This window comes from Parahalioglobus pacificus, from assembly GCF_014652275.1.
Classification (GTDB): domain Bacteria; phylum Pseudomonadota; class Gammaproteobacteria; order Pseudomonadales; family Halieaceae; genus Parahalioglobus; species Parahalioglobus pacificus.
Genome location: NZ_BMYM01000001.1, coordinates 335,075 through 360,122, shown reverse-complemented (window position 1 = coordinate 360,122; position 25,048 = coordinate 335,075). Strand labels below are relative to the sequence as shown.

Sequence of the window (25,048 nt, the reverse complement as noted above, 5' to 3'; positions counted from 1 at the left end):
TATAAAGGATTGTGCCGGCTATTGGACGGCGCTAGTGACCGCGCTGGCGCTGCGCCAAAATAGCAGCAAACTCATCCCGCGCGGTTTTCGCGCGGGTGAAAGTTGCTTCCATACCATCGGCGTCGCTGGCAGCCACCTGCTCTCTCAAGATGGCCAGATGCTCACCGAACGTGTCGATGGCCGATAACAGCGCATCGCGGTTGGCAATGGCGATATCGCGCCACATAACGGGGTCGCTGGATGCAATGCGGGTGAAATCGCGAAAGCCGCCTGCCGCAAATCGAAAGATGTCATCGCTCGCATCTGATTGGGCCAGCGCATCAACCAATGCATAAGCCAAGGCATGGGGCAAATGGCTGGTCGCCGCCAATACTGTGTCGTGATCTTTCACTGACATCTGCACCACATCAGCGCCGGTGGCTGTCCACATGGCGGCTATCGTATCCACCGCCGCGGGGTCATTGCCCACATCCGGCGTTAATATCACCCGGTGATTCACGAACAAGCGGGCATCGGAGGCCGCAACGCCGGAGCGCTCAGACCCCGCAATAGGATGGCCCAACACCACATTGGGGGGCAGTGTGCCATCGTCGCGCTGGGCTCGTGCATGTAGGTTACCCTTCACACTGGCAACGTCTGTAACAAGCGGGGCATGCGCATGACCATCGGTCAGCGCCAGTATTTCATCAAGCAGGTCTGCGGCGACCAGTGTCGGCGCAGCGATCACGATAATATCCGCCGCCGATACTGCCTCGCCAAGGTCCTGGGTGTATTCGTCAATCACCCCCAGAGCAACGCCCTGCTCCAGGGAAGGCAAGCGTCGACCATAGCCAATAAACCGTTGGCTAAAGCGGTTCTCTCGCAGGGCGCGGGCCAGGGACCCTCCAATGAGCCCTAAGCCGAGTATTGCCACCGTTTCTGTCTTGTATGCCACCGTTCAACCTCAACTACATGACGGCCTGGGGATACGACCCAAGGGGCTTGAGCAGAATGGACTGCTCCTCGAGCTCGTTCAGGATGGTAGACACCCGGTCGTCACCCATGTGGCCCTCAAATTCAATAAAGAACACATAGGCCCATTTCTCGGTGCGAGATGGGCGCGTATCAATACGCGTCAGACTCACCCCTGAGCGGCGGAAGGGATCCAGCAAGGCAAACAAGGCACCCGGCTTGTTTCTACTGGATACGATGATTGATGTCTTGTCGTTGCCACTGGGCGGCACTTCTTCACGGCCCACGATCAGGAAGCGCGTGGTGTTATCCGCGTAGTCTTCAATATGCTCTGCCAGCTTCTCCAGTTGGTACTGCTCGGCCGCCATATCGCCCGCAACAGCGGCCACTCCGGGTTCAGCTGCGGCTATTCTCGCGGCTTCGCCATTGGAAGACACAGCATCGCGCTCAACATTCGGCCAATGGCGATCAAGCCAATTGCGACACTGGGCCAGCGCTTGCTGGTGCGCACAAATACGGGTGACCTGTGCCTCGTCAGTGCCGGGGGCCACCAGCAGGTGGTGGGAAATACGCATCTCCACTTCGCCAGAAATCTTCAGCGGCGAGTCCATGAAGTTGTCCAGCGTGTGGCTGACCATCCCTTCAGTGGAGTTTTCAACGGGTACCACACCGTAATTACATTCGCCGGATTCCACCTGGGCAAACACAGTATCGATCGTGTTGTGCGGGACGCAGACAGCCGCATGGCCGAAATGTTTGATGGCTGCCGCTTGCGTAAACGTACCCTCAGGGCCCAGATAAGCGACTTGCAACGGGCGCTCCAGCGCCAGGCAGGCAGACATGACCTCACGGAAAATGTGAGCCACGGTGCCATCTGCCAGAGGACCCTCATTGCGATTCATTATGCCGCGCAGCACCTGCGCCTCGCGTTCGGGGCGGTAATACACCACCTCCGCATCGCCATCACCCTGCTCTCTGGCGGCCTGTACCTCGGCCAGCTTGATATCCGCCACACGCTGGGCGCAGCCCGCGCGGCGGTTCAGCAGCGATTGTATTTCGCGGTCAATTGCGTCGATGTCTGCCCTGACCTGGTCCAGGTCGCGATCATCAGCCATGCGGTGTCTCTATCCGTGACGTTGCTCGAAATCCTGCATGAACGCGAGCAATGCGTCCACCGCCTCTTCACCCACTGCGTTGTAGATGCTGGCGCGCATTCCACCGACGGAGCGGTGCCCCTTTAGGTTCAACAGACCCGCCTCTTCAGACTCAGCCAGGAATGTTTTGTCCAAGGCACTGTCAGCCAGCGTGAAAGGTACGTTCATCAGGGAACGGCTCTGAACCTCTACCGGGTTTGCGTAAAAATCACTGCCATCAATAGCGCCGTACAGCTTTTCTGCCTTGGCACGGTTGAAGGACTCCATTGCCGCGAGGCCGCCCTGCTCTTCCAGCCAGGCAAACACCAAGCCAGCCAGGTAGATGCCGTAAGTCGGCGGTGTGTTGTACATGGAGTCATTATCAGCGGCGACTTTCCAGTCCATCATCGCCGGGCAGCCATCAGACGCCTTGCCCAGCAGATCGCGGCGCACAATCACAAGCGTGAGACCCGCAGGGCCAATATTCTTTTGCGCACCGGCATAGATCACACCGAAACGGTCGACATCGACGGGGCGCGAGAGAATCGTGGAAGACATATCGGCCACCAGCGGTGCGTTCACCTCGGGCGTCCAGAAAAACTCCACACCGCCAATGGTCTCGTTCGGCGTGTAATGCAGATAAGCCGGGCTATCACTCAATTGCCAGCTGTCGAAGGCAGGAATCGTCGAAAAGTTAGTGTCTCCAGCAGTGGCAACCACGTTTACATCGGCGAACCGTTTAGCCTCGGCTATCGCCTTCTTCGACCACTGCCCTGTGTTTACGTAATCGACGCGTGCATTACCTGCCGCAAGATTCAGTGGCGCAGCGGCGAATTGGGAACTGGCACCCCCTTGCACAAACAATACGGCGTAGTCATCTGAGATTGAGAGCAAACGACGGAGAGAGGCTTCAGCACCTTCGGCTATAGCCACAATCTCGGCACTGCGGTGACTCATTTCCATGATGGAAAGGCCACTTGCATGCCAGTCGAGCATCTCATCGCGTGCCTGTGCAAGCACAGGTTCAGGCAAGGCCGCAGGGCCGGCGCAAAAATTGTACTTTCGGGTCATAACCGCTATTCCCATTAACAAAACTGTGAATCTTTTACGATGCATGCGCATCCGGTGCGCAGCAGCCTTACAGGCAGTCAGGGGTGAGAAATCTGTTTAGACTGAATCATCTCGGACACGCGCGAGGGGTCTTAGTCTAGACGTCCCCATAAAGGGCTACCGACGGTGGTCGCCCTCGCGCATTCCCACCACCGGCTTATTCCTCGGCGGTGTCGGTATCGCCTTGCTCCGTGGCATCGCTCGCATCGCCATGCTCCACCGTATCAGTCGCCAGATCATCGTCATCCGGCTCCTCGATCCGCTCAAGGCTTACCAGGGACTCACCATCCTTGGTACGGATCACACGCACACCCTGCGTGTTCCTGCCGAGTACCGATACTTCGTCGGCCCGGGTGCGTACCAGGGTTCCCTGATTAGAGATCAACATGAGTTGATCGCCTGTGAATACCTGCGTGGCGCCCACGAGTCGACCGTTGCGCTCACTCGCCTGCATGGCAATGACACCCTTGCCGCCGCGCCCCTTGGTCGGGAACTCGGAGACTTCCGTCCGCTTACCGTAGCCATTTTCACTCACGGTGAGCACTCGTCCGCCCTCTTCCGGGATGATCAGCGAGATCAACGAATGCCCATCGCCCAGGTTGATACCACGCACACCACGGGCGGTTCTGCCCATGGCGCGCACTGCCGATTCATTGAATCGAACCGCCTTGCCTTCGCTGGAGAACAACATGACGTCGCAGTCTCCCGTGGTAATGGCAGTACCCAGCAACACATCCTCCGGCTCAAGCTCAAGGGCACGCAAGCCGACGCTGCGCTGCCGTGCGAAGGCGGTCAGCTCTGTTTTCTTCACCGTGCCGTTGGCGGTTGCCATAAAGATGTAGTGGCCTTCCTCGTAGTTTTCCACGGGCAGAATCGAGGTCACGCGTTCATCGTCTTCCAGTGGGAGCAAGTTAACCATGGGGCGGCCGCGTGAGTTACGCCCCGCCAGCGGTATCTGGTAAACCTTCAGCCAGTACACTTTACCAAAGTTAGAGAAGCACAAGATCGTGGCGTGGGTGCTGGCAATCAGCAGGTGTTCGACAAAGTCTTCGTCCTTCACTGCCGTCGCGGACTTACCCATCCCTCCGCGCTTCTGGGCCTGATAATCCGACAGTGGCTGGGTCTTGGCGTACCCACCGTGGGAAATGGTGACCACGCGGTCTTCTTCAGTGATCAGGTCTTCTACCGTGAGATCGTGCTGCGAAGAAGTGATCTCGGTGATCCGCTCATCGCCATACTCGGTGACGATTTCTTCCAGCTCTTCACGAATAACCATCTTCAGGCGGTCGGGATCGCTGAGAATTTCCAGATAGTCGGCGATCTCTCTCAGCTTCTCCTGGTACTCGTTCAACAGCTTCTCGTGCTCAAGTCCGGTGAGGCGATGCAGCCTTAGGTCCAGAATTGCCTGCGCCTGCGCCGGGGACAGGTGATAGAACCCGTCGCGTAAGCCAAATGCCGCGTCCAGGTCTTCGGGCCTGCAGGCGTCTTCGCCGGCACGCTCCAACATCGAAATGACCTCCCCGGGCTCCCAGGGTTTGGCAATCAGCCTTTCCCGCGCCTCAGCCGACGACGGGGAGGCCTTGATCAACTCAATAACCGGGTCAATATTCGCCAGCGCAACAGCCAGTCCTTCGAGAATGTGACCGCGCTCGCGCGCCTTGCGCAGCAGATAGACCGTGCGGCGGGTGACCACCTCCCGGCGGTGCCGGATAAAGGCCTCGATAATCTCGCGCAGATTGAGGATCTTGGGCTGACCGTCAACCAGCGCCACCATGTTGATACCAAACACCGACTGCAACTGGGTTTGGGCGTAGAGGTTGTTCAGCACTACATCGCCGATCTCACCGCGGCGCAATTCAATCACAATGCGCAGACCGTCCTTATCGGACTCGTCCCGCAGTTCAGTAATACCTTCGATCTTTTTGTCTTTCACCAGCTCGGCGATCTTCTCAATCAGGCGCGCCTTGTTTAGCTGGTAGGGGATTTCATGGATGATGATGGTTTCTTTACCCTTCTGCTCATCCTTAATCACCTCGGCGCGAGCGCGCACATAGATCCGGCCCTTACCCGTGCGATAGGCCTGGATAATGCCCGCGCGGCCGTTGATGATCGCGCCCGTGGGGAAGTCGGGGCCCGGAATGTGCTCCATCAGCTCATCGACAGTAATCTCGGGATTATCCATCAACGCCAGGCAGCCGCTGACCACTTCGGTGAGGTTGTGCGGCGGAATGTTGGTGGCCATGCCCACTGCAATACCCGAGGAACCATTCACCAGTAGATTGGGCACTCGAGTGGGCAGTACTGCAGGAATTTGTTCGGTGCCGTCGTAGTTGTCGACGAAGTCCACAGTTTCCTTGTCGAGATCCGCCAGCATGGCATGCGAGATTTTCTGCATGCGAATTTCGGTGTAACGCATGGCAGCAGCGGAATCGCCATCGATAGAGCCAAAGTTACCCTGGCCATCCACCAGCATGTAGCGCATCGAGAAGGGCTGCGCCATCCGGACGATGGTGTCGTACACCGCAGAGTCACCGTGTGGGTGATACTTACCAATGACGTCACCCACAACGCGTGCCGATTTTTTATAGGCCTTGTTCCAATCGTTATTGAGCTCATTCATTGCGAACAGTACGCGCCGGTGCACCGGCTTGAGTCCGTCACGCACATCGGGCAAGGCGCGCCCAACAATCACGCTCATGGCGTAGTCAAGATATGACTGTTTCAGCTCGTCTTCGATATTGACGGGCAGGATTTCTTTGGCGATTTCACCCATTAGGAATGACGTCCTTTGCTCCCGATCGGGGCCGCGATCGACAGTCTCTAAGCCCCTGTACTGACTGGTCCGGCGCAGCTGCTGAGACAGCTTTTTTTGGCACCAAACCCAAACCGTAAATTATACGGGAGACAGCCCTGTTCGGCTATGTTTTTGACCCTTTGAACCCGCTTGAAAAGGCAGCGACGGGCGGTTGGCGCGCGATTGCGGTTATACTCCCGACCGCTGCCCCTCCGACACTGCCAAAAGCGGGAAACGGGGTGCCGAACTGGCCATTTTTTGACCGATCACAGACTAACGAGACTGCCGCCTGCCATGAGCAACAACCCGATGCACGCTGACCTGTTGATCCATGCGGGCTGGGTCCTGCCGATCGCGCCATCACGCCAGGCACTGGTGGGGCACAGCGTGGCGGTAACGGGTGGTGCTATCAGCGCCATTCTCCCGAGAGAGCAGGCGCAGGACATTGCCGCCGGCGAGACCCTGGATCTTCCCCACCACGCCCTGATGCCAGGGCTGGTGAACTGCCACGGGCACGCTGCCATGAGCCTGCTGCGCGGCTTCGCGGACGACCTACCACTGATGCCCTGGCTGCACGACCACATCTGGCCAGCAGAGGCGGCCCATGTCAGTGAACAGTTTGTCAGCGATGGCGCAACGCTTGCCATGGCAGAGATGGTACGCAGCGGCACGACCACCTTCGGTGACATGTATTTCTTCCCGGATGCGGTAGCTGCCGCTGCCAATCGCGCAGGAATGCGCTGCCAACTGAGCTTTCCTATTCTGGACTTCCCATCCGCCTGGGGCCGCGACGCCGACGAATACATCAGCAAAGGCCTTGCACTGCGGGACGACTACAAGCACAACGACCGGGTACATCTGGTGTTTGGGCCGCACTCGCCCTATACGCTCTCCGAAGCGAATCTGGCCAAAGTGTCTACCTTGGCTGCAGAGCTGGATGTGCCCGTTCATATCCACCTGCACGAAACCCGGGGCGAGGTGTTGCAAGCGATTGAGCAGACTGGCGAGCGACCTCTGGTCACCCTGAACCGGTTGGGCTTGTTGGGCCCCCGGACCCAGTGTGTGCATATGACTGACCTCACGGATGACGACATCAAGCTCCTGGCGCTGAGCGGCGCTCAGGTCATCCACTGCCCCCAGTCGAACATGAAACTGGCCTCGGGCATTGCGCCAATCACTGCGCTCGCATCCGCCGGCGTGAATGTCGCATTGGGGACTGATGGCGCAGCCAGCAACAACGACCTTAACCTTTTCGGCGAGATGCAAGCCGCCGCGCTGCTGGCCAAAGTCAGCACCGGAGACGCCACTGCGCTGTCTGCGGATGACGTACTACACATGGCAACGCTGGGCGGTGCCACCGCACTGGGAATGGAGTCCGTCACTGGCAGCTTAGAGCTCGGCAAACAGGCCGACATGATCGCAGTGGACATGAGCGGGCCGGAAACCCAACCGCTCTATCATCTCGCATCGCAGCTGGTTTACAGCTGTAACGGCAGCCAGGTCACCCATAGCTGGGTGAGCGGTAAGCCGCTGATGCTGTCACGTCAGCTGCAAACCATTCCCTGGGATTCCGTGCAATCTCGTGTTGCCACTTGGCAGCAACGCATTCAGAGCCAAGGAGATACGCCGTGACGGCCACCCAAAACGTAGACCCCGCGGAAATCGCGAAGTTTGAGGCACTGGCTTCGCGCTGGTGGGACAAACACGGCGAGTTCAAACCCCTGCATGCGATCAATCCGCTGCGCGCAAACTGGATAGACCAGCACTCGCCTGTGTCCGGCAAGACACTCATCGACGTCGGCTGTGGTGGGGGCATCCTCGCGGAGTCCATGGCCCATCGCGGGGCGTCAGTGACCGGTATCGACATGGGGGAAGCGCCACTGTCGGTTGCGCGCCTGCACCAGCTGGAATCGGGTGTCGATGTGGACTACCACCAAAGCACAGCCGAAGACATGGCGGCCCAACACCCGGATCACTTCGACATCGTCTGCTGCCTCGAAATGCTGGAGCACGTGCCCGACCCCGCAGCGGTGATACAAGCCTGCGCAGACATGGCTAAGTCAGGCGCTACGCTGTACTTTTCGACCATCAATCGCAACCCCAAGGCCTTTGTATTTGCCATCGTAGGCGCGGAACACATACTCAAACTTTTGCCGGCGGGCACGCACGAGTACACCAAGTTCATACGCCCCTCAGAAATGGCGCTTTGGTTGCGTGAGGCAGGCCTGGTATTGGAGGGCATGACGGGGCTGCTTTACAACCCGATCACACGCAATTATCGACTGGATGAGCGGGATGTATCCGTCAACTACATGGTTCGAGCGAGCAAGCCCGCATGAGCACAGCGCTGCATGCTCGCACCTTGCCGATAAGCGCCGTCCTGTTCGACCTCGACGGCACACTGGTGGACACGGCGGAAGAATTTGTCGTTGTCGTTCAGGCACTGCGCGCCGAGGAAGGGCTGGCGCCCATGCCGGCAGCGAGAATACGCCAGTCGGTATCCAATGGCGCCCGAGCACTTGTTTCGCTGGCGCTTGGGCTCACTGAATACGACGCCGGCTTCGAGGAAAAGCGGTTGCGCCTGCTGGCGTTGTACGGCGAGGTGCTGGGCACCGCCGCTACGCCTTACCCCGGTATACCAGAGCTTTTACAGGCGCTGGCCGAGAAAAACATCAGCTGGGGTATTGCCACCAACAAACCACGTGCATACGCAGCACCGCTAATTGAGGCACTCGACTTTCAACCGCCAGCGGGCAGTCTGGTTTGCCCGGATGACGTGGTCGACCGCAAGCCCCACCCGGAGTCACTGTACCTCAACTGTCGCCATCTTGGCTGTGCGCCCAGCGAGGCGATCTATGTAGGTGACCATCTGCGCGACATCGAGGCCGGGCGCGGCGCAGGCATGGCCACCATCGCCGCCGCCTATGGCTACATTGAGCCCGACGACGACGCAGCGCGATGGGGCGCCGATGCCATCGTCACGGATAGCCGAGACCTCATAACCACAATTTTTCCCGCCTGAAAGGGCCCTCGATCATGACAACCGCAAAAGACTTTCAGATTGCGCCAGACTCACTCGCTGGTAAAACCATCCTGGTTACAGGGGCCGGCGACGGCATCGGGCGCAGCGCAGCGCTCACCTATGCGGCGTGCGGAGCGACTGTATTGTTGCTGGGACGTACTGAGAGCAAACTGGACAAGGTTTACGACGAAATCGAAGCCGCTGGCGGCGCCCAGCCTGCGATCCTGCCGGTGGATCTCGCCACCTTTGACGAGCCCCAGGCGCAAACACTGGCGGCAACGTTGGTCGACAATTTTGGGCGCTTGGACGGTTTGCTGCACAACGCCAGCATCCTCGGCGAGCGCCGCCCCTTCGCCTCTGCGGGTTACCAGCCCTGGTGCGATGTCATGCAGGTCAATGTCAACGCACAGTTCCTGCTGACCCGCTGCCTGCTGCCATTGCTGTCTGCGGCTCCGGCTGCCTCAGTGGTGTTTACGAGTTCCGGCGTAGGACGCAATGGCCGCGCATACTGGGGCGCTTACGCGGCCTCAAAGTTTGCCACCGAGGGAATGATGCAGGTGCTGGCCGATGAGCTGGAGAATACGAGCCAGATTCGCGTCAACAGCCTGAATCCCGGCGCCACCAATACGGCAATGCGCCGCTCGGCCTATCCCGGTGAAACGCCGACGGATAACCCGTCACCGGCCCAGATTATGCCGGCCTATGTCTATTTGATGAGTGATGCGAGTGTGGGTGTTACCGGGCAGGCCATTAACGCCCAGTAGTTAGCGGCCGCTTTTACGACCGCTGCTCTTACCGCGACCGCCGCTGGCAGGTGAGCGACGTTCTTTTTTACCGCGCTTTGCCAATTGTCGCTCCATCACTTCCCGCTCCTTGGCGGTGTTACGTTTGACGGTCTTAATCGGCAGCTCGGCCATGCGATACAGGCTTTTGACTTCCTTGGGCTCCAGCTCAATCCATTGGCCTTGCTTGACCTTGGACGGAATGAAAACCTCACCGTAGCGAACACGTTTCAGTCGCGACACGGTGAACCCCTGTGACTCCCACAAGCGGCGCACTTCGCGGTTGCGCCCCTCCATGATCACCACGTAGTACCACCGGTTAATGCCGTCACCCTCGCCCGTCACAATATCGGTGAACCGCGCCATGCCATCGTCGAGCATCACGCCATCTATCATGCGCTGCAAGCTATCTTCATCCACATCGCCCATCACCCGCACCATGTACTCGCGCTCGATGTTGGATGAAGGGTGCATCAAGGCATTGGCGAGCTCGCCATCCGTGGTGAACAGCAGCAGGCCAGACGTATTGAAGTCAAGGCGACCGATCGAGATCCAGCGGCCGGATTTCAATTTTGGCAGTCGCTCGAATACCGTGCGACGGCCCTGGGGATCTTTACGAGAACATACTTCGCCGGTGGGCTTGTGATAAAGGATGCAGCGCGTTTCACCGGCGGGCGCCGCGTTAAGGGGTCTGCCATCGATGCTGATGCGCGCTTTCTTATCGACCCTGTCACCCAGCTTGGCGACTTTGCCATCGACTGCAACGCGGCCGCTTTCGATCCAGCGCTCCATCTCACGACGCGAGCCTATTCCGGTGCGAGCCAGTACCTTTTGCAGTTTCTCGTTATCGCCGTTTTTATCCGACTTTCGATTATCTGAAGCAGCGTCAGGGGTGTCAGCGTCGGGCGACTTCGCCCAGGGACGTTCATTAGACATGAGTCGTTCGGCTCAGTGACGCGGCTCGGACTCAGCGTCCGATAGAGGGGTAGCAGCGGGGTCCGCTTCCGACGGTTCGGCATCGCCATCCTCATTGACCGGCACATGCTCGGTACCACCCACAACGGCCAAATCCGGAGTCTGTGTTTCCTGATCAGTCTCTGCCGACTCATTGTCACCAGGCGCGGCAAACTCTGGCTCCTCAGCATCGTGGTCGCTGACCGCTTCTGCTGCTGCGCTATCTTCAGCAGCAGGGCCAGCCGCTGCGCCCTCGCCTTGCTCTGCTGCTGCCTGCTCTCGCAGTTCTTCCGGCAACGGCTCGCTGAACCCAAGCTCAGCGTTCAGCGTCTCAAGGTCTCGGATGTCGGCCAGGGCGGGCAACTGATCAAGGCTTTTCAGGTTGAAGTAGTCCAGAAACTGGCGAGTAGTGGCGTACATCGCAGGTCTTCCCGGTACATCGCGATGGCCCACCACACGAATCCACTCCCGCTCATGCAGGGTTTTGATAATGTTTGAGCTCACAGCCACACCGCGAATTTCTTCAATCTCGCCGCGGGTGATGGGTTGCCGGTACGCAATCAGGGACAGCGTCTCTAACAAGGCGCGGGAGTATTTCTGGGGCCGTTCCTGCCACAAGCGACCCACCCAAGGGCTGAGGTTCTGTCTCACCTGGAAGCGAAAACCGCTGGCCACTTCCTGCAGCTCGAAACCACGATCATCGCAGCGTTGGGAGACTTCGCCCAGAGCTTCACGAATCTGTGCGTTCTCAGGGCGCTCATGCTCTTCGAAAAGGTCGGCCATCTGTGCCACCGACATGGGCTTACCCGCCGCCAGCAATGCGCCTTCGAGAATCTGTACCAGTCCAGTTTCAGCCATGCCCTATTCAGACCTCGCCTTCACATGAATGGGGCCAAATGAATCGGTTTGAACAATTTCCACCAGTGATTCCTTGATCAGTTCCATAACGGCGAGGAAGGTGACGACCACACCAAGACGGCCCTCGCTGGCGGTGAACAGCGACACGAAAGGCACAAACTGCTGTCCCGAGAGTGTTTCCAACACCTGCGACATACGCTCGCGAGTAGACAGCGCCTCACGCTGCACATGGTGACTCTCGTACATATCCGCTCGCCGCAGCACCTCTCCCAGCGCCAGCAGCAGTTCGCGCATATCAACATCAGGCTCCGCGCGCTCTCGATTCAGCTCGGGAGGGTTGGCGCTGGCCACCCAGGTATCGCGCTCCATGCGCGGCATCTCTTCGATGTCCTCCGCCGCCTTCTTAAAGCGCTCGTATTCCTGGAGACGACGAATCAATTGCGCACGCGGGTCTTCCTCGTCTTCCTCAATGTCAGTGGAGCGCGGCAGCAACATGCGCGACTTGATCTCGGCCAGCATGGCAGCCATCAGCAAGTACTCCGCCGCCAGCTCAAAGCGCATGGCGTCCATGAGTTCCACGTACTGCATGTATTGCTCGGTGATGCCGGATACATCGATCTCGAGGATATCGAGGTTCTGCCGCCTAATCAGGTACAACAGCAGGTCCAACGGGCCCTCGAAGGCCTCTAGGAACACCTCCAGCGCCTGTGGCGGAATGTACAGATCCTTCGGCAGTTCGGTCACTGCCTGCCCCATCACGACTGCAAAGGGCATCTCACCCTGCTGTGGCTGCACAGGGCCCATCAGGGCGGGGGCAGCGTCAGGGTTGGTTTGGGTACTGGGGTCGCTCACTGGGGGCTTCATCGTCTCTGTCTTCGCGGCAGTATACCGTGCTTTGTTCGGCCCGTGTAAGGCTAGCCTCAGGCTTCAAAGGGCGCCAAATCGCCTTTGCCCGCGCGCAGAATCAACGGAACCTCATCGGCCAAATCCACCACGGTAGTGGCCTCCATGCCGCAATAGCCGCCGTCGATAACGAGATCCACATGATGCTCCAGCACCTCGCGTATCTCATAGGGGTCGATCAGCGGGTAGTCATCACCGGGCATGACAAGGGTGACACTCATCAGAGGCTCATCCAGATCACGCAACAGCGACAGCGCAATTTCGTTATCAGGGACCCGCAGCCCCACCGTCTTGCGCTTGGCATGCATCAGGCGCCTGGGTACCTCGGACGTTGCGCGCAGAATGAAGGTATACGGGCCAGGCGTACAGCTCTTCAGCAATCGATAAACCTGATTATCAACCCTGGCGTAAGTGGCAATCTCCGACAGATCGCGGCACACCAGGGTGAAGTTATGCCGGTCGTCAAGTTTGCGAATCCGTCGAATCCGGTCCAGTGCGTTCTTGTCGCCAATATGACACCCCAGCGCATAGGCAGAATCCGTTGGATAGGCAATGATCCCGCCGCCACGCACGATATCCACGGCCTGTCGAACCAACCTCGCCTGGGGGTTATCGGGGTGGATTTGGAAGAACTGGCTCAATCGGGGCTCCGGGTGGTCGGCGGCGGTGTCAGCAGCTCCCAAATTGGGGTGAGATCCGCAAAGTGGCGCAATTCTACACCCAGTTTTGGCGCGTAGGGGCCATCGCGATGGAAATCGCTGCCGCCTGACACAGCCAGACCCAGCTCCCGTGCCAGGCGCTCCAACTGCGCTCGCTGCTCGGGGAGACTTCCCCGACCGCTGAGCAATTCCAGCGCTCTGCCGCCGGCTTGCTGAAAATCTTCCAGCAAGCGTTTGAGCTTCATGCGAGTGAAGCGATACTTCAGGGGGTGGGCCATCACAGGGATACCACCGCTGTCGACAATCCACCCGGTGACCGTGGCCAGTTCGGGCCAGTAGGCTTTGACATCGCCGGGTTTGCCCTGCCCAAGAAACTTGTCGAAGGCCTCATTGATATCGGCTACGTGCCCCTGCTCCACCATCCACGCGGCGAAATGGGGTCGGCCAAGTTGGCTGGTTCCGGCCTTCTCCAGAGCGCCCGCAAGCGCCCCGGGCATGCCTCGCTTGGCCAGTCGCTCATCGATTTTTTGCCCGCGATCGGCACGCGCCTTGTCGAGCTGGGCCAATCCGGCGGTGATGGTCGGGTGCTCAGGGTCGAAATTCAGCCCCACGACATGAATGGTTGTAGAAGCCCACTGGCAGGATAACTCCACACCGGGCAGCAGCTGCATGGGCCCGCTAAACGCCTTGATGGCCTTTTCATACCCTGCAATGGTGTCGTGATCCGTGATGGCAAACGCCGTTACACCGGCCGCCTGTGCCCGCTCCAGGAGTACCAGCGGATCCAGCGCCCCGTCTGACGCCGTACTATGAGTGTGGAAGTCAATCAACACAGTCTTTAGAATTGCCACCTCTGATCGGGTGAGACCACCGCGGTCCACCCTAAGGCGCTAGGGTATCACGGCGCGAGTAGACACTTTTAAGCATGCGACAACTTCTGGAATTCGTCCCCATTGCCCTGTTCTTCATCGTCTATCAGATGGACGGTGATACCGTGACGCTGGGCCAGTGGAGCCACACCATCGATGGGATCTTCACCGCTACGGCCGTGCTAATGGCTGCAACGCTGGTACAGTTAGCCATCAACTATGCAATGACCCGGGAAATCGAGAAGCGCGGTCTCTGGATGGCGATGGCGGTGATCGGCTTTGGCGGCCTGACCCTCGCGTTTCGCAACGAACTGTTCATTCAATGGAAGCCCACCATTTTCAACTGGGTACTCGCACTGGTGTTCGGTGCATCGCAGTTTATCGGCGACCGCAATTTGATGGAGCGCACCCTCGGAAGTCAGATCGTGCTGCCCAAAGCAATATGGACGCGGCTGAATCTCTTATGGGTCAGCAACTTCACCATTGTGGGCGCACTGAACCTGGTTGTTGCCTACGGCTTCAGCGAGGCCACCTGGGTGAGCTACAAGCTGTATTCAGCCATCGGATTTACCCTGCTGTTGACCATACTCACTGCTGTTATTGTGAGCCCCCATCTCACCGAAGACGGCCCGGATCAACCTGAACCAAGCGATAGCTAACTATGCTCTATGCCATCATCTGCGAAGATGTCCCCAACAGCTTGCCGCTACGTCAAGCGGCCAGACCCGCACACCTGGAACGGATTCAGACACTGGTAGACCAAGGCCGTCTGCTGGTGGCGGGCCCACACCCTGCATTGGATACACCTGACCCGGGCGAGGCGGGGTTCACCGGTAGCCTGATCATCGCCGAGTTCGACAGCCAGGAGGAGGCACAGGCCTGGGCCGATGGCGACCCCTATGTCGCCGCAGGCGTATTTCAGCGCGTGAGCGTCAAGCCCTACAAGCGGGTGCTGCCCTGATTGGCCAGTGCTACTCTAGGCCACGCGCCCATCGATACTATTTGAGGAAAAAGTTTTGTTGCGTTTCGCTACCCTGACCGCCCTGATGATTGCCGCGACTAGCACCCTGGCGCAGGATGTTCGCTATGTCTCTGACCAACAGTTTGTGCCACTGCGCAGCGGCGCCGGTAGCCAGTACCGCATCGTGCACCGCGGCATCCCCTCAGGCACGCGTTTAACCGTCACCCAACAATCCGAAGACGGTGACTGGGCAGAAATAACCACCGACCGTGGCACCTCTGGCTGGATACGTTCACAGTACTTAATGACAGATACACCTGCGCAGGTTGCACTGGACTCCGCCCAACAACGCGTGCAAACGCTGGCTGACGAGAACGCGACGCTACAGTCGCAGTTGGATGCGCTGAACTCTGAAAAGGTCGACCTGTTGAATCAATCCACCAGCACTGAGAGTGATCTGCGCAGTGTGTCGGAGGAACTGACACAGCTGAAACAGATTTCGGGCAAAGCGGTACAGCTGGACGCGGATAACCGTCGACTGGTGGAAACCAGCGAAACACTTCGCGCCTCAGTGGACATGCTGGAATCCGAGAATCAGCGCCTTGAAGATAAACTGCGTAACAACGCCTTTATGGACGGTGCGCTGGCTGTGCTGCTTGGCGTCATTATCGCGTTGGTCGTGCCCCGGCTTTGGCCCAAGCGCAAACGCAATGACGGCTGGGCCTGATCCCATCACTTCACCGGAGAGAACACTATGCTACGCGCCTTCGTAATGAGTCTGGGCTTACTGCTCGCCCCCTTTAGCCTGGCCGAGGAGACACCCCTGCCCAACCCGCAAGTGGTCATCAAGACCACACAGGGTGATATCTCAGTTCGTCTCTACCGGGACAAGGCACCCATTACCGTTGAGAACTTTCTCAAGTATGTGGACGAGGGGCATTACGCCGGGACTATTTTTCACCGAGTCATTCCAAACTTTATGATTCAGGGCGGCGGCTTCACGCCTGAGATGGCGCAGAAACCTACCGGCGAGCCCATTAAGAATGAGTCTCGCAATCGTGTACACAATGTGCGCGGTACCCTGGCAATGGCTCGCACAGCAGACCCAGACTCTGCGACCAGCCAGTTTTTTATCAACCAACGCACGAATCTCCAGCTGGACTGGGCACCCGGCCAAGAGGGCTACACCGTGTTTGGTGAGGTGACCTCCGGCATGGATGTTGTGGATTTCATCGCCACGTCGCCGGTGACACGCGTAGGCTCGCACAACGACGTACCCGTTGATCCCATTATCATTCAGGCAATCGAGCGAAAGAGCCTGCTTTAACAGCCCTGAGCCACGAATGACAGCCCTGACCCACAGATAACAGCGCCGAGATACCCATGACTGCCCTGAGCGTCAATCTGAACAAGATCGCGTTGATTCGGAACAGCCGCGACACACGCAACCCCGATGTGCCGGCGCATGCACAGCAATGCATTGATGCCGGCGCAAATGGCATCACCGTTCACCCCCGCCCGGACCAGCGTCACATTCGCGCCCAGGACTGCTTTGACCTGGCCGATATGCTGAAGGTTGAATTCAACATTGAAGGCAATCCGTTCACCGGGCCCCGAGCCAGTGACAGAGCCGGCGTGTCCGACTACCCCGGATTCATGGATCTGGTGCGCGAGATCCGCCCTGCGCAATGCACGCTGGTGCCTGACGGCGACGACCAACTGACTTCGGACCACGGCTTTGACCTGACTCGCGACGGCGATCGCGTCGCTCCGCTGCTCGAAGAGCTCAAATCACTGGGCATACGCACCAGCTTGTTTATGGACCCGGTACCCGAGCAAATACGTCTGGCCGCCCAGGTGGGTGCTGACAGGATCGAGCTGTATACGGAGTCCTACGCCCGCGCTTTTGAGGCGCAGGAAAACCACGAGGCAGTATTTGCCGAATTTGTTGCCGCCGCTGAGGCAGCAACCGAATGCGGTCTGGGCATCAATGCGGGACATGACCTGAATCTGCACAACCTGCCGCTGTTTGCGACGCTACCGGGCTTATTGGAAGTTTCTATCGGGCATGCGCTCACGGTGGATGCACTGCAGATGGGCCTTATCGAAGCCGTTCGCGCCTATCAGCTCGCGCTCGGGAAGGGGCAGTGAAGCCACCCTCGCTGGAAGCCCTGCAGGATCGTCAGGCCATCATGGACCTGGTGCATGTGTACTGCCGGGCCGCAGATCGACGCGACCAAACCCTAATGCGCTCGCTCTATCATGAAGACGCCATCGACGACCACGGCGGGTTCTTCTCGGGCCCGGCAATGGCGTTCATCGACAAACTGCCCGACATTCAGGCGCCCATGCGCATACTGCACCACAACATCACCACGTCTACGGTGGTGCAGGATGGCGACTACGCCGAAGGCGAGCACTACGTTCTGGCCTATCATCAGGTAGAAGACAATACCGCCCCGCTGGATCTGCTCATCGGTGGTCGCTATCTCGACAAGTATGAGAAGCGCGACGGCGATTGGAAGTTTACTTACCGCGCTGTACTGGCCGACTGGGCAACGATCAATCAACCCTCCACCGTTGATCTAACGCACCCCATGATTGCCGGCTCGCACATCGGCAGGGCCGATACGCAAGACCCCTCCTACCAGCTTTTCCGCTTGCTACAACCGGGTCAGCCGGCGCCCTTGCCGTAACCCGATAAGCGCTCGCGCATTTCTTGTGGCATGGGCGCAGTGCCCCCGCCGTCACGATCCAAGTGCACCATCACCGCCCGACCGAACGCCGTATTACGCCCTTGCTGAGTCATCTGGCAGTCCACGGTGAGTGAACTGTTGCCCGGGGTAATCGCGGTCACCGTCGCAGTCACTTCCTCGCCGTAAAATGTCTCGCCCTGGAAATCGATCTTGATGGACGCCAACACCCAATGCATCAATTCTCCTTCTGCACCCAGCGATTCCATGGCGCGAATCCGCGCCGTCTCGAACCAGCCCGCGATGGAGACGTTGTTGATATGCCCCACGCCATCTGTCTCATAGAAACGCGGGGTAATCGTGAGGGTAAATAGCTGCGACATCAGTTGGATTCCTTTGTGGCGGTGGAGCAGTACAAACGCACTTTACGAAACTCCTGTGACTCATCCAGATCGGGCCAGGTACTGGCCTCATGCTGGGAAATAAATCGGTAGTTGGGGTGCTTGAAGTCGGGCAGACGGGAATCGGCCATCACCACGTCTTTCGCTCGCCCTACAAAACGGGATAGCCAGGGCAGGTTGCTGCGGTCGTACAGCACGTCCGCGACGAGTATCACATCGATATCGCCTTCAACAGCTGCGTAGTCACTGGCCAGCGTCAGGTCGACATCGTTCAGTGCAGCGTTTGCAGCGCAAGCCCTCAGCGCCAGCGGGTCGAGATCGCAGGCAATCACTTCGGTGGCGCCACAGCGCGCAGCTGCGATCGCCACAACGCCCGATCCGGCACCAAAATCGAGCACTCGTTTTCCCGCTACCGCATCCGGGTTGTCCATTAGCCATCGCGCCAGCACCAAGCCGGAGGCCCAGCAGAACGTCCAGTACAAGGGCTCGTCCATCAGCCGAGCAGCCTGCTCCGGTGGCAACTCGTGCTGGGGATAATCCGGGTTTAACAGCAGTAGCTGTAGATCGTCGATACCCGGCAGCGCTTGCGGTATCACTTGTGCGCCAGGCAACAGAGCCGCTACGGCGTCACTCAGGGGTTCATGCACAGCTGGGAGCTGTGAGTTCATGGTTTTTTCATCACTCATTGGTGTGCCTGCTCGGTGCTTCTCTACTCAAAGAGCACTGCACCAATCACTCCAGCTTCCGCTGTAGAGGCCAGCATCATCGCGCCCCAAAAGGGCCAACGCGAACAGAATGACGCAGGCAGTAACACCGGACCCGCAGTAGGCGATCAGCCTCTCCTGCTCAAGCAAGGGAGCCAGGCGCTGAGACAGTGCTTCGCGCTGAAGCACAAAACCGGCCTCATCTGTTATTTCCAGCCAGGGTTGATTCATCGCGCCGGGAATATGGCCGGCCACCGGGTCGATAGGCTCTTCCAGCCCGGCATACCTTCGCGGTTCACGGGCATCGACAAGGACCGCGCCCTCCGACTGCGCGGTAATGACCTCGGCCCGATTCAGGTTGCCGGCGAAGCCTTGGACACTGGTTTCCAAGGGCTCAACTGCAACCGGGCTCGCCGTTGAGGGTTGCCCTCCGGCTGCCAGCCACGCTGTGTAGCCGCCGTTGATCAGCGCCGGTGGACGAAATCCGGCAGCACGCATCATCCACCACAGCCTGCCTGCGTACGCAAAACGCGAGTCGTCGTAGGCCACTACGACACTGTCAGGCGTGATCCCACATCGCGACAGCGTCTGCGCGAAATCGGTGGCAGCGGGTAAGGGATGACGCCCGCCCTCTTTCAGGACGGGACCCGAGAGATCGCTATTCAAGTCCAGATAGTAGGCGCCGGGAATGTGCCCGAGTTCATAAGCTTCTCGACCAGCCGCGCTATCGCCCAGCGCAAAGCGACAATCGACGATGATCGCGTCAGCAGGGATGGCATCCGCTGCAACCAGGTTATCCGTATACATAGTGCGCTCTCTGCTGCGTCATGGATTGGCATGTGTGCGAGGGCGCACAGTTTGGCTAGAATCAGCCCAATTGAAAAGGACCGTCACCGTGGTTACGACAAGCCGTTCGTCCAGCAAGTTGATGATTGTGCTCAAACCCAATCACTCCTCCACCTGGCGTAACAATCAGCTGGTGCTGTTGGCGCTGGCGGTGCCCTCACTGGGAATCGCAGCGGTGTTCGCTTTTTTCGGCGCCTGGCCCATTCTGCCATTCGCGGGCTTGGAGATTACGGCGCTGGGCGTGTCGCTGTACTACGTGAACTGGAAGCTGGAATACCGTCACGTGATTACGCTCAGTGACAAAGCACTGCGTATCGACAAAGGGTTCTATGCACCCCGAAAAACGTGGCAGTTCGACCGCGCCGAATCCAGCTTGGCCATCACGCCGGAAAACCATCCTTGGGAAGGCCCATCAATTGCCCTGCATGACAATCGCGAGCAAGTGCGTGTCGGGGAATTTCTTAACCGAGACGATTGCCTGGAGCTGCTAGCGCTCTTGAGACCTGAGCTGCGCGTGGGCACCTACAGCACACCCAGCCAAACACATATTTAGTCCCGCAGTTGCGGCGGACTAAGGGCGAACGAATTAGATCTCGCTAAAGTCACCGTGGCGACCCAACCCGCCGGCAAAGCGCGCGGCTCCGGTTTGCGTCTCGCGAGACGCCACCACTGAAAGTCCACGCTCAAACTCGTTCTGAAGCGCGGCATCTGCTGACACACCCCACTGCTCCATTGCAGACAGGCGATCAGAGCGCAGACACCGCTGGGGAAACTCACAGAGCTGCTGCGCCAATGCCAGGGCCGCATCCAGGGCCTCGCCCTTTTCCACAACACGATTCACCAGCCCCATGGCCAGAGCCTCGTCAGCGGCTACGGGGCGCCCGGTCAAAATAAGGTCCATGGCGCGGCTGTGGCCTATCAAGCGGGGCAGTCGCACCGTGCCGCCATCAATCAGTGGCACCCCCCAACGACGGCAGTACACGCCCAGCACAGCATCGACCTCGGCAACACGCAGGTCACACCACAATGCCAGTTCCAGACCACCCGCCACCGCGTGCCCTCTGATAGCCGCTATCACCGGCTTGGAAAGCACCATGCGAGAGGGCCCCATGGGTGCGATACCCTCACGCTCCATGGGATTGGCACCCTCGCCCGCGGCGACCGCCTTTAGATCAGCGCCGGCGCAGAAGTGACCCTGTTCGCCCGTCAGGATGGCGACGGCGGAGTTTTCGTCACGATCAAAGGCTTCGAACGCGTCGGCAAGGGCTTGCGCAGTCGGACCATCAACGGCATTGCGCGCCTGCGCTCGAGTAATGGTCACGATGGTGACACGGTCCTGGTGACTCACAACTATGCTCATACGCGCCTCAAACACCTTTTCGGAAAACAGAGCCTAGCACCGCGCGGTAGCGCCGAAAACGCGTAGCGGCGCTATAATGCGCCGCTAAGCCTCCCGGAGTCCTGCCATGGCCTCAAACAAAGTCGGCTTCGTTTCACTGGGCTGCCCCAAAGCGCTGGTAGATTCTGAGCGCATCCTTACCCAGCTCAAGATGGACGGGTACGACATTGTGCCCAGCTATGAAGACGCCGAGATCGTGGTCGTTAACACCTGTGGCTTCATCGACAGCGCCAAGCAGGAGTCGCTGGATACCATTGGCGAAGCCCTGAAAGAAAATGGCAAAGTCATCGTCACTGGCTGTATGGGCAAGGGCGATGATGCTGAGAACATCAAAGCCCTGCATCCCAAAGTGTTGAGCGTCACGGGCCCTGCGGCCTATGAGGAAGTTGTGGGTGCGGTGCACGAGTACGTGCCTCCGGCCCAGAACCACGACCCCTTTACCGACCTGGTGCCACCCCAAGGCATCAAATTAACACCCAGGCACTATGCTTACCTGAAGATCTCCGAGGGCTGCAATCACCGATGCAAGTTCTGCATCATTCCGCAGATGCGCGGCGATCTCGTCAGTCGCCCTATCGGTGATGTCATGCAGGAAGCTGAGGGCCTGGTACGCGCGGGCGTTCGCGAGTTATTGGTGATTTCCCAGGATACCAGTGCCTACGGCGTGGACACCCGCTATCGCACCGGCTTTTGGAACGGCCGGCCATTAAAAACACGTATGCTGGATCTGTGCGAGGCTTTGGGAGAGTTTGGCGTGTGGGTTCGCCTACACTATGTGTACCCCTACCCCCATGTAGACGATGTCATTCCTTTGATGGCCGACGGCAAGATCTTGCCCTACCTGGATATCCCCCTGCAGCACGGCAGTCCCTCCGTGCTTAAGCGCATGAAACGTCCGGCTGCCGCAGAGAAGACACTGGACCGCATTGCACACTGGCGCAATGTCTGCCCGGAGATCAATTTGCGCAGCACCTTCATCGTGGGCTATCCCGGCGAGACTGAGGCAGAGTTCCAAACGCTGTTGGACTTCCTCGAAGAGGCACAACTCGACCGGGTCGGATGCTTCCAGTATTCACCGGTCAAAGGCGCGGCCGCGAACGAACTGCCGGACCACGTCCCAGAGGACGTTAAGCAGGCACGCTGGGAGCAGTTTATGGCGGTGCAGCAACGCATCAGTGCGCACAAGCTGCAGGCCAAGGTCGGTAAGACCATCGAAATACTGGTTGATGATTGCGGCGAAGACGGCGCCATCGGTCGCTCCATGGCAGATGCACCCGAGATTGATGGCCTGGTACACATGCCAGGCGCCAGCGGGCTGCAGGCGGGCGACTTCGTTGAGGGCGTCGTCACCGCCGCCGATGAGTATGACCTCTGGGTTGAGTAAGGCGTGAATCTTCTGATTTTCACGGAGCAGGATGTTTGCGGCGAACATCGCATCCGAATCTCTGGCCGTCGTTTTGACCATCTTATGAAGACGCTCAGAGTGAAGGTAGGTGACCAGATTCGCGTGGGCGAACTCGGTGGCCTATGCGGCAGCGGCACCATTGAACACATCACGCAGGACTATGCCGAGCTGGCGGTGTCAGTACAACAGCCGCCACCGCCGAAACTGCCGACAACACTGGTGCTGGCACTGCCGCGACCAAAAATGCTGCGCCGCATACTGCGCGCCTGCGCCGAGTATGGGGTCAGCGACATTCACCTGATTAACAGCTACAAAGTCGAAAAGAGCTTTTGGCAAACGCCGCTGCTGAATCAACCTTCGTTGGAGACCTACTTGCTGCAAGGACTGGAACAAGCCAGCGATACCTTGCTGCCCAGCGTCAGCCTGCACCAACGTTTCAAGCCGTTTGCGGAGGACTTGCTGCCAACACTTTGCGAGGGCAAATCGGCGGTGGTCGCACACCCGGGCGATTACCCGGTGTATGCACCCACCAGCGAGAATCCCAGCGTCCTGGTGATTGGCCCCGAGGGCGGATTCATTCCTTATGAGGTTGAGCTGTGCCAGGCAGCGGGCTGCGAAGCGGTATCACTCGGCCCACGCGTGCTGAGGGTGGAATCAGCGGTGGCAGCGGCAATCGGCGCGCAGGCGATACTTCTCAAACGATAGTCCCAGCGCATTACCGCACATGCCTGTGGCATCACTCTGCCATCTGGGCTTCACCGAACAGCGTCAACTGTTCGTCGTTCTCATCGCCCAATGGCTTTAGTCTTAGACCTGCGCCCAGCAAACGCACCGGCCTACCACCCCTGGCCCAAGCGCCCTGCAATAGCCGCTGATAGGCGCTAATGTCATCCCAATGGCTGCCATCGTCCGGCAATATCTCTTCGAGCGTGGTTTGCTTGAAGTCCCGAAATTTCACCTTCACAACGCGCTTGACCGGCATGTAGCGATCAGCGATTTTGCCAAAGCGTTGCTGCAGTTCGCGCACAATATCGGCAACGGCCAGCTGCATATCTTCCGGGGCAGTAATGTCATCCGAAAACGTGCGTTCAACACTGATTGACTTGCGCACCCGCGCCGGTTGCACGGGGCGTTCATCCTCGCCGCGCGCTAGCTCGGATAGGCGCTGACCGTACTTTCCAAAGCGCTTTACCAGTGTTGCCAGGGGCACCTGCTGCAGATCGCCGCAGGTAGTCACTCCCATATCCGCAAGCTTTGCGGTCATGACTTTACCGACACCATTGATGCGCTTGACCGGCAATGACTCAACGAATTCTGCAATTGCGGCGGGCGCCACCGTGAACTGGCCGTCAGGTTTACGCCAATCACTGGCGACCTTGGCCAGAAACTTGTTAGGGGCAATTCCCGCTGAAACCGTTAGGCCCAGCTCGTCGCGGACACGACGACGTATCTCTTCTGCGATCAGGGTGGCGCTGCCTTCAAATGCCTGACAATCACTGACGTCGAGGTAGGCCTCATCCAGCGACAGTGGCTCGATGCAGTCAGTGAACTGGCGAAAGATCGCATGGAACTGCTGTGACACGCTGCGATACAGATCGAATCGCGGGGGCAAGATAACGAGCTGCGGGCAAAGGCTCAGCGCGCGAGAAGAAGCCATGGCCGAGCGTACGCCATACTCCCGGGCTTCGTAACTGGCGGTAGCGATGACGCCGCGACGACTCGCCCGCCCTCCTACAGCGAGGGGTTGACCGGCGAGTTCTGGCTGCTCACGTACCTCCACCGCTGCATAAAAGCAGTCAGCATCCACGTGAATGATTTTGCGCTGGCGCGTCACTGTCGCCGCCAAGGTGACACGCTAGTTGGCGGCGACACCTACGCCCACAGGGCAGGTCACACCGGTGCCACCCAAACCGCAGTAGCCGCCGGGGTTTTTTTCCAGGTATTGCTGGTGGTACTCCTCGGCATAGTAAAACGTGGGGGCCGGGAGAATTTCAGTGGTGATCTCTCCGTAACCGGCTGCGGCCAGTGCACTTTGGTAAGGCGCCATCGATGTCCGTGCCAACTCCGACTGCTCATCGCCGTAGGTATAGATGCCGGATCGGTACTGGGTACCCATATCGTTACCCTGACGCATTCCCTGGGTCGGGTTGTGACCTTCCCAGAAAGTATTGAGAAGTTCCTGATAACTTATTTGGTCAGGGTCGAATACGACGAGCACCACCTCGTTGTGTCCGGTTTTTCCCGTGCAAACCTCCTGATAGGTAGGGTTGGGCGTAAACCCGGCTGCATATCCCACTGCGGTTGTATACACGCCGGGTAGCTGCCAGAACAAACGCTCCACTCCCCAAAAGCACCCCATGCCAAACATGGCCTGCTCAAGATGATCAGGGAAGGGGCCCTTCAGTGGCTGGCCATTCACAAAGTGAGTCTCTGGAACAGGCATCAACTCGTCGCGTCCGGGTAGCGCGGTCTCAGCGGTGGGCATCATGTGTTTTTTGCGGATATCAAATAAGCTCATACCTGAATTATAGCTCTGCTCATCATCTCCGCCCACACCTGAATCGAAGCCAGTGGTTTCCCACTAACGTGCACTGGGCTAGCATG

Annotated in this window: 28 protein-coding genes; 13 read left to right on the top strand and 15 right to left on the bottom strand. The window is 58.8% G+C overall.

The window, feature by feature from the left end:
* Nucleotides 1-31: 31 nt before the first annotated feature.
* From IE089_RS01705 to gyrA, 4 genes are all read right to left on the bottom strand, one after another.
* Nucleotides 32-934, bottom strand: a complete 903-nt coding sequence (locus tag IE089_RS01705; protein WP_189474567.1) for a prephenate dehydrogenase/arogenate dehydrogenase family protein — start codon at nucleotides 932-934, stop codon at nucleotides 32-34.
* A 13-nt stretch (nucleotides 935-947) separates the two neighbouring features.
* Nucleotides 948-2,066 (bottom strand): prephenate dehydratase, encoded by a 1,119-nt coding sequence (gene pheA, locus IE089_RS01700; RefSeq protein WP_189474565.1) that lies wholly within the window; start codon nucleotides 2,064-2,066, stop codon nucleotides 948-950.
* Nucleotides 2,067-2,075: 9 nt separating this feature from the next.
* Nucleotides 2,076-3,155: a 3-phosphoserine/phosphohydroxythreonine transaminase gene (serC, locus tag IE089_RS01695; RefSeq protein ID WP_189474563.1), complete on the bottom strand. Its 1,080-nt coding sequence runs from the start codon at nucleotides 3,153-3,155 to the stop codon at nucleotides 2,076-2,078.
* 196 nt (nucleotides 3,156-3,351) lie between these two features.
* Entirely contained in the window at nucleotides 3,352-5,967 is a 2,616-nt protein-coding gene (gene gyrA / locus IE089_RS01690; protein ID WP_189474561.1) for a DNA gyrase subunit A, read from the bottom strand.
* Between the two features lie 315 nt (nucleotides 5,968-6,282).
* On the opposite strand from gyrA, the gene IE089_RS01685 reads away from it, so the two are divergent.
* From IE089_RS01685 to IE089_RS01670, 4 genes are read left to right on the top strand one after another with little or no spacing between them, the layout of a single operon-like run.
* Nucleotides 6,283-7,620 (top strand): TRZ/ATZ family hydrolase, encoded by a 1,338-nt coding sequence (locus IE089_RS01685; protein WP_189474559.1) that lies wholly within the window; start codon nucleotides 6,283-6,285, stop codon nucleotides 7,618-7,620.
* On the top strand, nucleotides 7,617-8,327 hold the full coding sequence (ubiG, locus tag IE089_RS01680; RefSeq protein ID WP_189474557.1) for a bifunctional 2-polyprenyl-6-hydroxyphenol methylase/3-demethylubiquinol 3-O-methyltransferase UbiG: 711 nt from the start codon (nucleotides 7,617-7,619) through the stop codon (nucleotides 8,325-8,327). The genes IE089_RS01685 and ubiG overlap by 4 nt, the downstream gene beginning before the upstream one ends.
* Nucleotides 8,324-9,010, top strand: a complete 687-nt coding sequence (locus tag IE089_RS01675; RefSeq protein WP_189474555.1) for an HAD family hydrolase — start codon at nucleotides 8,324-8,326, stop codon at nucleotides 9,008-9,010. The genes ubiG and IE089_RS01675 overlap by 4 nt, the downstream gene beginning before the upstream one ends.
* Nucleotides 9,011-9,024: 14 nt before the next feature.
* Nucleotides 9,025-9,774, top strand: coding sequence for a YciK family oxidoreductase (locus IE089_RS01670; RefSeq protein WP_189474553.1), 750 nt, complete (start codon nucleotides 9,025-9,027; stop codon nucleotides 9,772-9,774).
* Here IE089_RS01670 and rluB read toward each other — a convergent pair whose 3' ends face one another.
* The 5 genes from rluB to IE089_RS01645 form a co-directional block, all read right to left on the bottom strand.
* Nucleotides 9,775-10,584, bottom strand: a complete 810-nt coding sequence (rluB, locus tag IE089_RS01665; protein ID WP_373294714.1) for a 23S rRNA pseudouridine(2605) synthase RluB — start codon at nucleotides 10,582-10,584, stop codon at nucleotides 9,775-9,777.
* Nucleotides 10,585-10,740: 156 nt separating this feature from the next.
* Entirely contained in the window at nucleotides 10,741-11,604 is an 864-nt protein-coding gene (gene scpB, locus IE089_RS01660) for an SMC-Scp complex subunit ScpB (RefSeq protein ID WP_189474549.1), read from the bottom strand.
* Between the two features lie 3 nt (nucleotides 11,605-11,607).
* On the bottom strand, nucleotides 11,608-12,408 hold the full coding sequence (locus tag IE089_RS01655; RefSeq protein ID WP_229802669.1) for a segregation and condensation protein A: 801 nt from the start codon (nucleotides 12,406-12,408) through the stop codon (nucleotides 11,608-11,610).
* Nucleotides 12,409-12,524: 116 nt separating this feature from the next.
* Nucleotides 12,525-13,148 (bottom strand): L-threonylcarbamoyladenylate synthase, encoded by a 624-nt coding sequence (locus IE089_RS01650; RefSeq protein ID WP_189474545.1) that lies wholly within the window; start codon nucleotides 13,146-13,148, stop codon nucleotides 12,525-12,527.
* Nucleotides 13,145-13,999 carry a PHP domain-containing protein gene (locus IE089_RS01645; RefSeq protein WP_189474543.1) on the bottom strand — a complete coding sequence of 285 codons (855 nt, stop codon included), beginning with the start codon at nucleotides 13,997-13,999 and terminating at the stop codon, nucleotides 13,145-13,147. The genes IE089_RS01650 and IE089_RS01645 overlap by 4 nt, the downstream gene beginning before the upstream one ends.
* Nucleotides 14,000-14,091: 92 nt before the next feature.
* Here IE089_RS01645 and IE089_RS01640 point away from each other — a divergent pair, with 92 nt between their 5' ends.
* Genes IE089_RS01640 through IE089_RS01615 form a run of 6 tightly spaced genes read left to right on the top strand, consistent with a single transcriptional unit; the run spans nucleotide 14,092 to nucleotide 17,692 of the window.
* The gene (locus IE089_RS01640) at nucleotides 14,092-14,694 is read left to right on the top strand and encodes an inner membrane-spanning protein YciB (RefSeq protein WP_189474541.1); all 603 of its coding nucleotides are present in this window, start codon (nucleotides 14,092-14,094) and stop codon (nucleotides 14,692-14,694) included.
* Nucleotides 14,695-14,696: 2 nt separating this feature from the next.
* Entirely contained in the window at nucleotides 14,697-14,996 is a 300-nt protein-coding gene (locus IE089_RS01635; protein WP_189474539.1) for a YciI family protein, read from the top strand.
* Between the two features lie 55 nt (nucleotides 14,997-15,051).
* Complete coding sequence (locus IE089_RS01630; RefSeq protein WP_189474537.1) at nucleotides 15,052-15,723, top strand: TIGR04211 family SH3 domain-containing protein; 672 nt, start codon at nucleotides 15,052-15,054, stop codon at nucleotides 15,721-15,723.
* Nucleotides 15,724-15,750: 27 nt separating this feature from the next.
* The gene (locus IE089_RS01625; RefSeq protein WP_189474535.1) at nucleotides 15,751-16,323 is read left to right on the top strand and encodes a peptidylprolyl isomerase; all 573 of its coding nucleotides are present in this window, start codon (nucleotides 15,751-15,753) and stop codon (nucleotides 16,321-16,323) included.
* 56 nt (nucleotides 16,324-16,379) lie between these two features.
* Nucleotides 16,380-17,147 carry a pyridoxine 5'-phosphate synthase gene (locus IE089_RS01620; RefSeq protein WP_189474533.1) on the top strand — a complete coding sequence of 256 codons (768 nt, stop codon included), beginning with the start codon at nucleotides 16,380-16,382 and terminating at the stop codon, nucleotides 17,145-17,147.
* Nucleotides 17,144-17,692 carry a nuclear transport factor 2 family protein gene (locus IE089_RS01615; RefSeq protein ID WP_229802528.1) on the top strand — a complete coding sequence of 183 codons (549 nt, stop codon included), beginning with the start codon at nucleotides 17,144-17,146 and terminating at the stop codon, nucleotides 17,690-17,692. Before IE089_RS01620 ends, IE089_RS01615 begins: the two co-directional genes overlap by 4 nt.
* Here IE089_RS01615 and IE089_RS01610 read toward each other — a convergent pair.
* The 3 genes from IE089_RS01610 to IE089_RS01600 are packed head-to-tail and all read right to left on the bottom strand — an operon-like array spanning nucleotide 17,671 to nucleotide 19,601.
* Nucleotides 17,671-18,072 (bottom strand): acyl-CoA thioesterase, encoded by a 402-nt coding sequence (locus IE089_RS01610; protein WP_189474532.1) that lies wholly within the window; start codon nucleotides 18,070-18,072, stop codon nucleotides 17,671-17,673. The genes IE089_RS01615 and IE089_RS01610 overlap by 22 nt on opposite strands.
* Nucleotides 18,072-18,776: a class I SAM-dependent methyltransferase gene (locus tag IE089_RS01605; protein WP_229802527.1), complete on the bottom strand. Its 705-nt coding sequence runs from the start codon at nucleotides 18,774-18,776 to the stop codon at nucleotides 18,072-18,074. The genes IE089_RS01610 and IE089_RS01605 overlap by 1 nt, the downstream gene beginning before the upstream one ends.
* A 27-nt stretch (nucleotides 18,777-18,803) precedes the next feature.
* Nucleotides 18,804-19,601: a sulfurtransferase gene (locus IE089_RS01600; RefSeq protein ID WP_189474530.1), complete on the bottom strand. Its 798-nt coding sequence runs from the start codon at nucleotides 19,599-19,601 to the stop codon at nucleotides 18,804-18,806.
* A gap of 88 nt (nucleotides 19,602-19,689) precedes the next feature.
* Here IE089_RS01600 and IE089_RS01595 point away from each other — a divergent pair, with 88 nt between their 5' ends.
* Entirely contained in the window at nucleotides 19,690-20,193 is a 504-nt protein-coding gene (locus tag IE089_RS01595; RefSeq protein ID WP_189474528.1) for a DUF2244 domain-containing protein, read from the top strand.
* Nucleotides 20,194-20,226: 33 nt separating this feature from the next.
* Here the strand turns inward: IE089_RS01595 and IE089_RS01590 are convergent, their stop codons facing one another.
* Nucleotides 20,227-21,000 carry a crotonase/enoyl-CoA hydratase family protein gene (locus tag IE089_RS01590; protein WP_189474526.1) on the bottom strand — a complete coding sequence of 258 codons (774 nt, stop codon included), beginning with the start codon at nucleotides 20,998-21,000 and terminating at the stop codon, nucleotides 20,227-20,229.
* A gap of 106 nt (nucleotides 21,001-21,106) precedes the next feature.
* Between IE089_RS01590 and rimO the strand changes: the two genes are divergently transcribed.
* Both rimO and IE089_RS01580 read left to right on the top strand, forming a co-directional pair.
* Nucleotides 21,107-22,423: a 30S ribosomal protein S12 methylthiotransferase RimO gene (gene rimO, locus IE089_RS01585; protein WP_189474524.1), complete on the top strand. Its 1,317-nt coding sequence runs from the start codon at nucleotides 21,107-21,109 to the stop codon at nucleotides 22,421-22,423.
* A 3-nt stretch (nucleotides 22,424-22,426) separates the two neighbouring features.
* Entirely contained in the window at nucleotides 22,427-23,149 is a 723-nt protein-coding gene (locus tag IE089_RS01580) for a 16S rRNA (uracil(1498)-N(3))-methyltransferase (protein WP_189474522.1), read from the top strand.
* A 31-nt stretch (nucleotides 23,150-23,180) separates the two neighbouring features.
* Here the strand turns inward: IE089_RS01580 and dinB are convergent, their stop codons facing one another.
* Both dinB and msrA read right to left on the bottom strand, forming a co-directional pair.
* A complete protein-coding gene (dinB, locus tag IE089_RS01575; protein ID WP_229802526.1) occupies nucleotides 23,181-24,278 on the bottom strand; it encodes a DNA polymerase IV in 1,098 nt (365 codons plus the stop codon).
* A 21-nt stretch (nucleotides 24,279-24,299) separates the two neighbouring features.
* Nucleotides 24,300-24,962 (bottom strand): peptide-methionine (S)-S-oxide reductase MsrA, encoded by a 663-nt coding sequence (gene msrA / locus IE089_RS01570; RefSeq protein WP_189474518.1) that lies wholly within the window; start codon nucleotides 24,960-24,962, stop codon nucleotides 24,300-24,302.
* Nucleotides 24,963-25,048 lie beyond the last annotated feature (86 nt).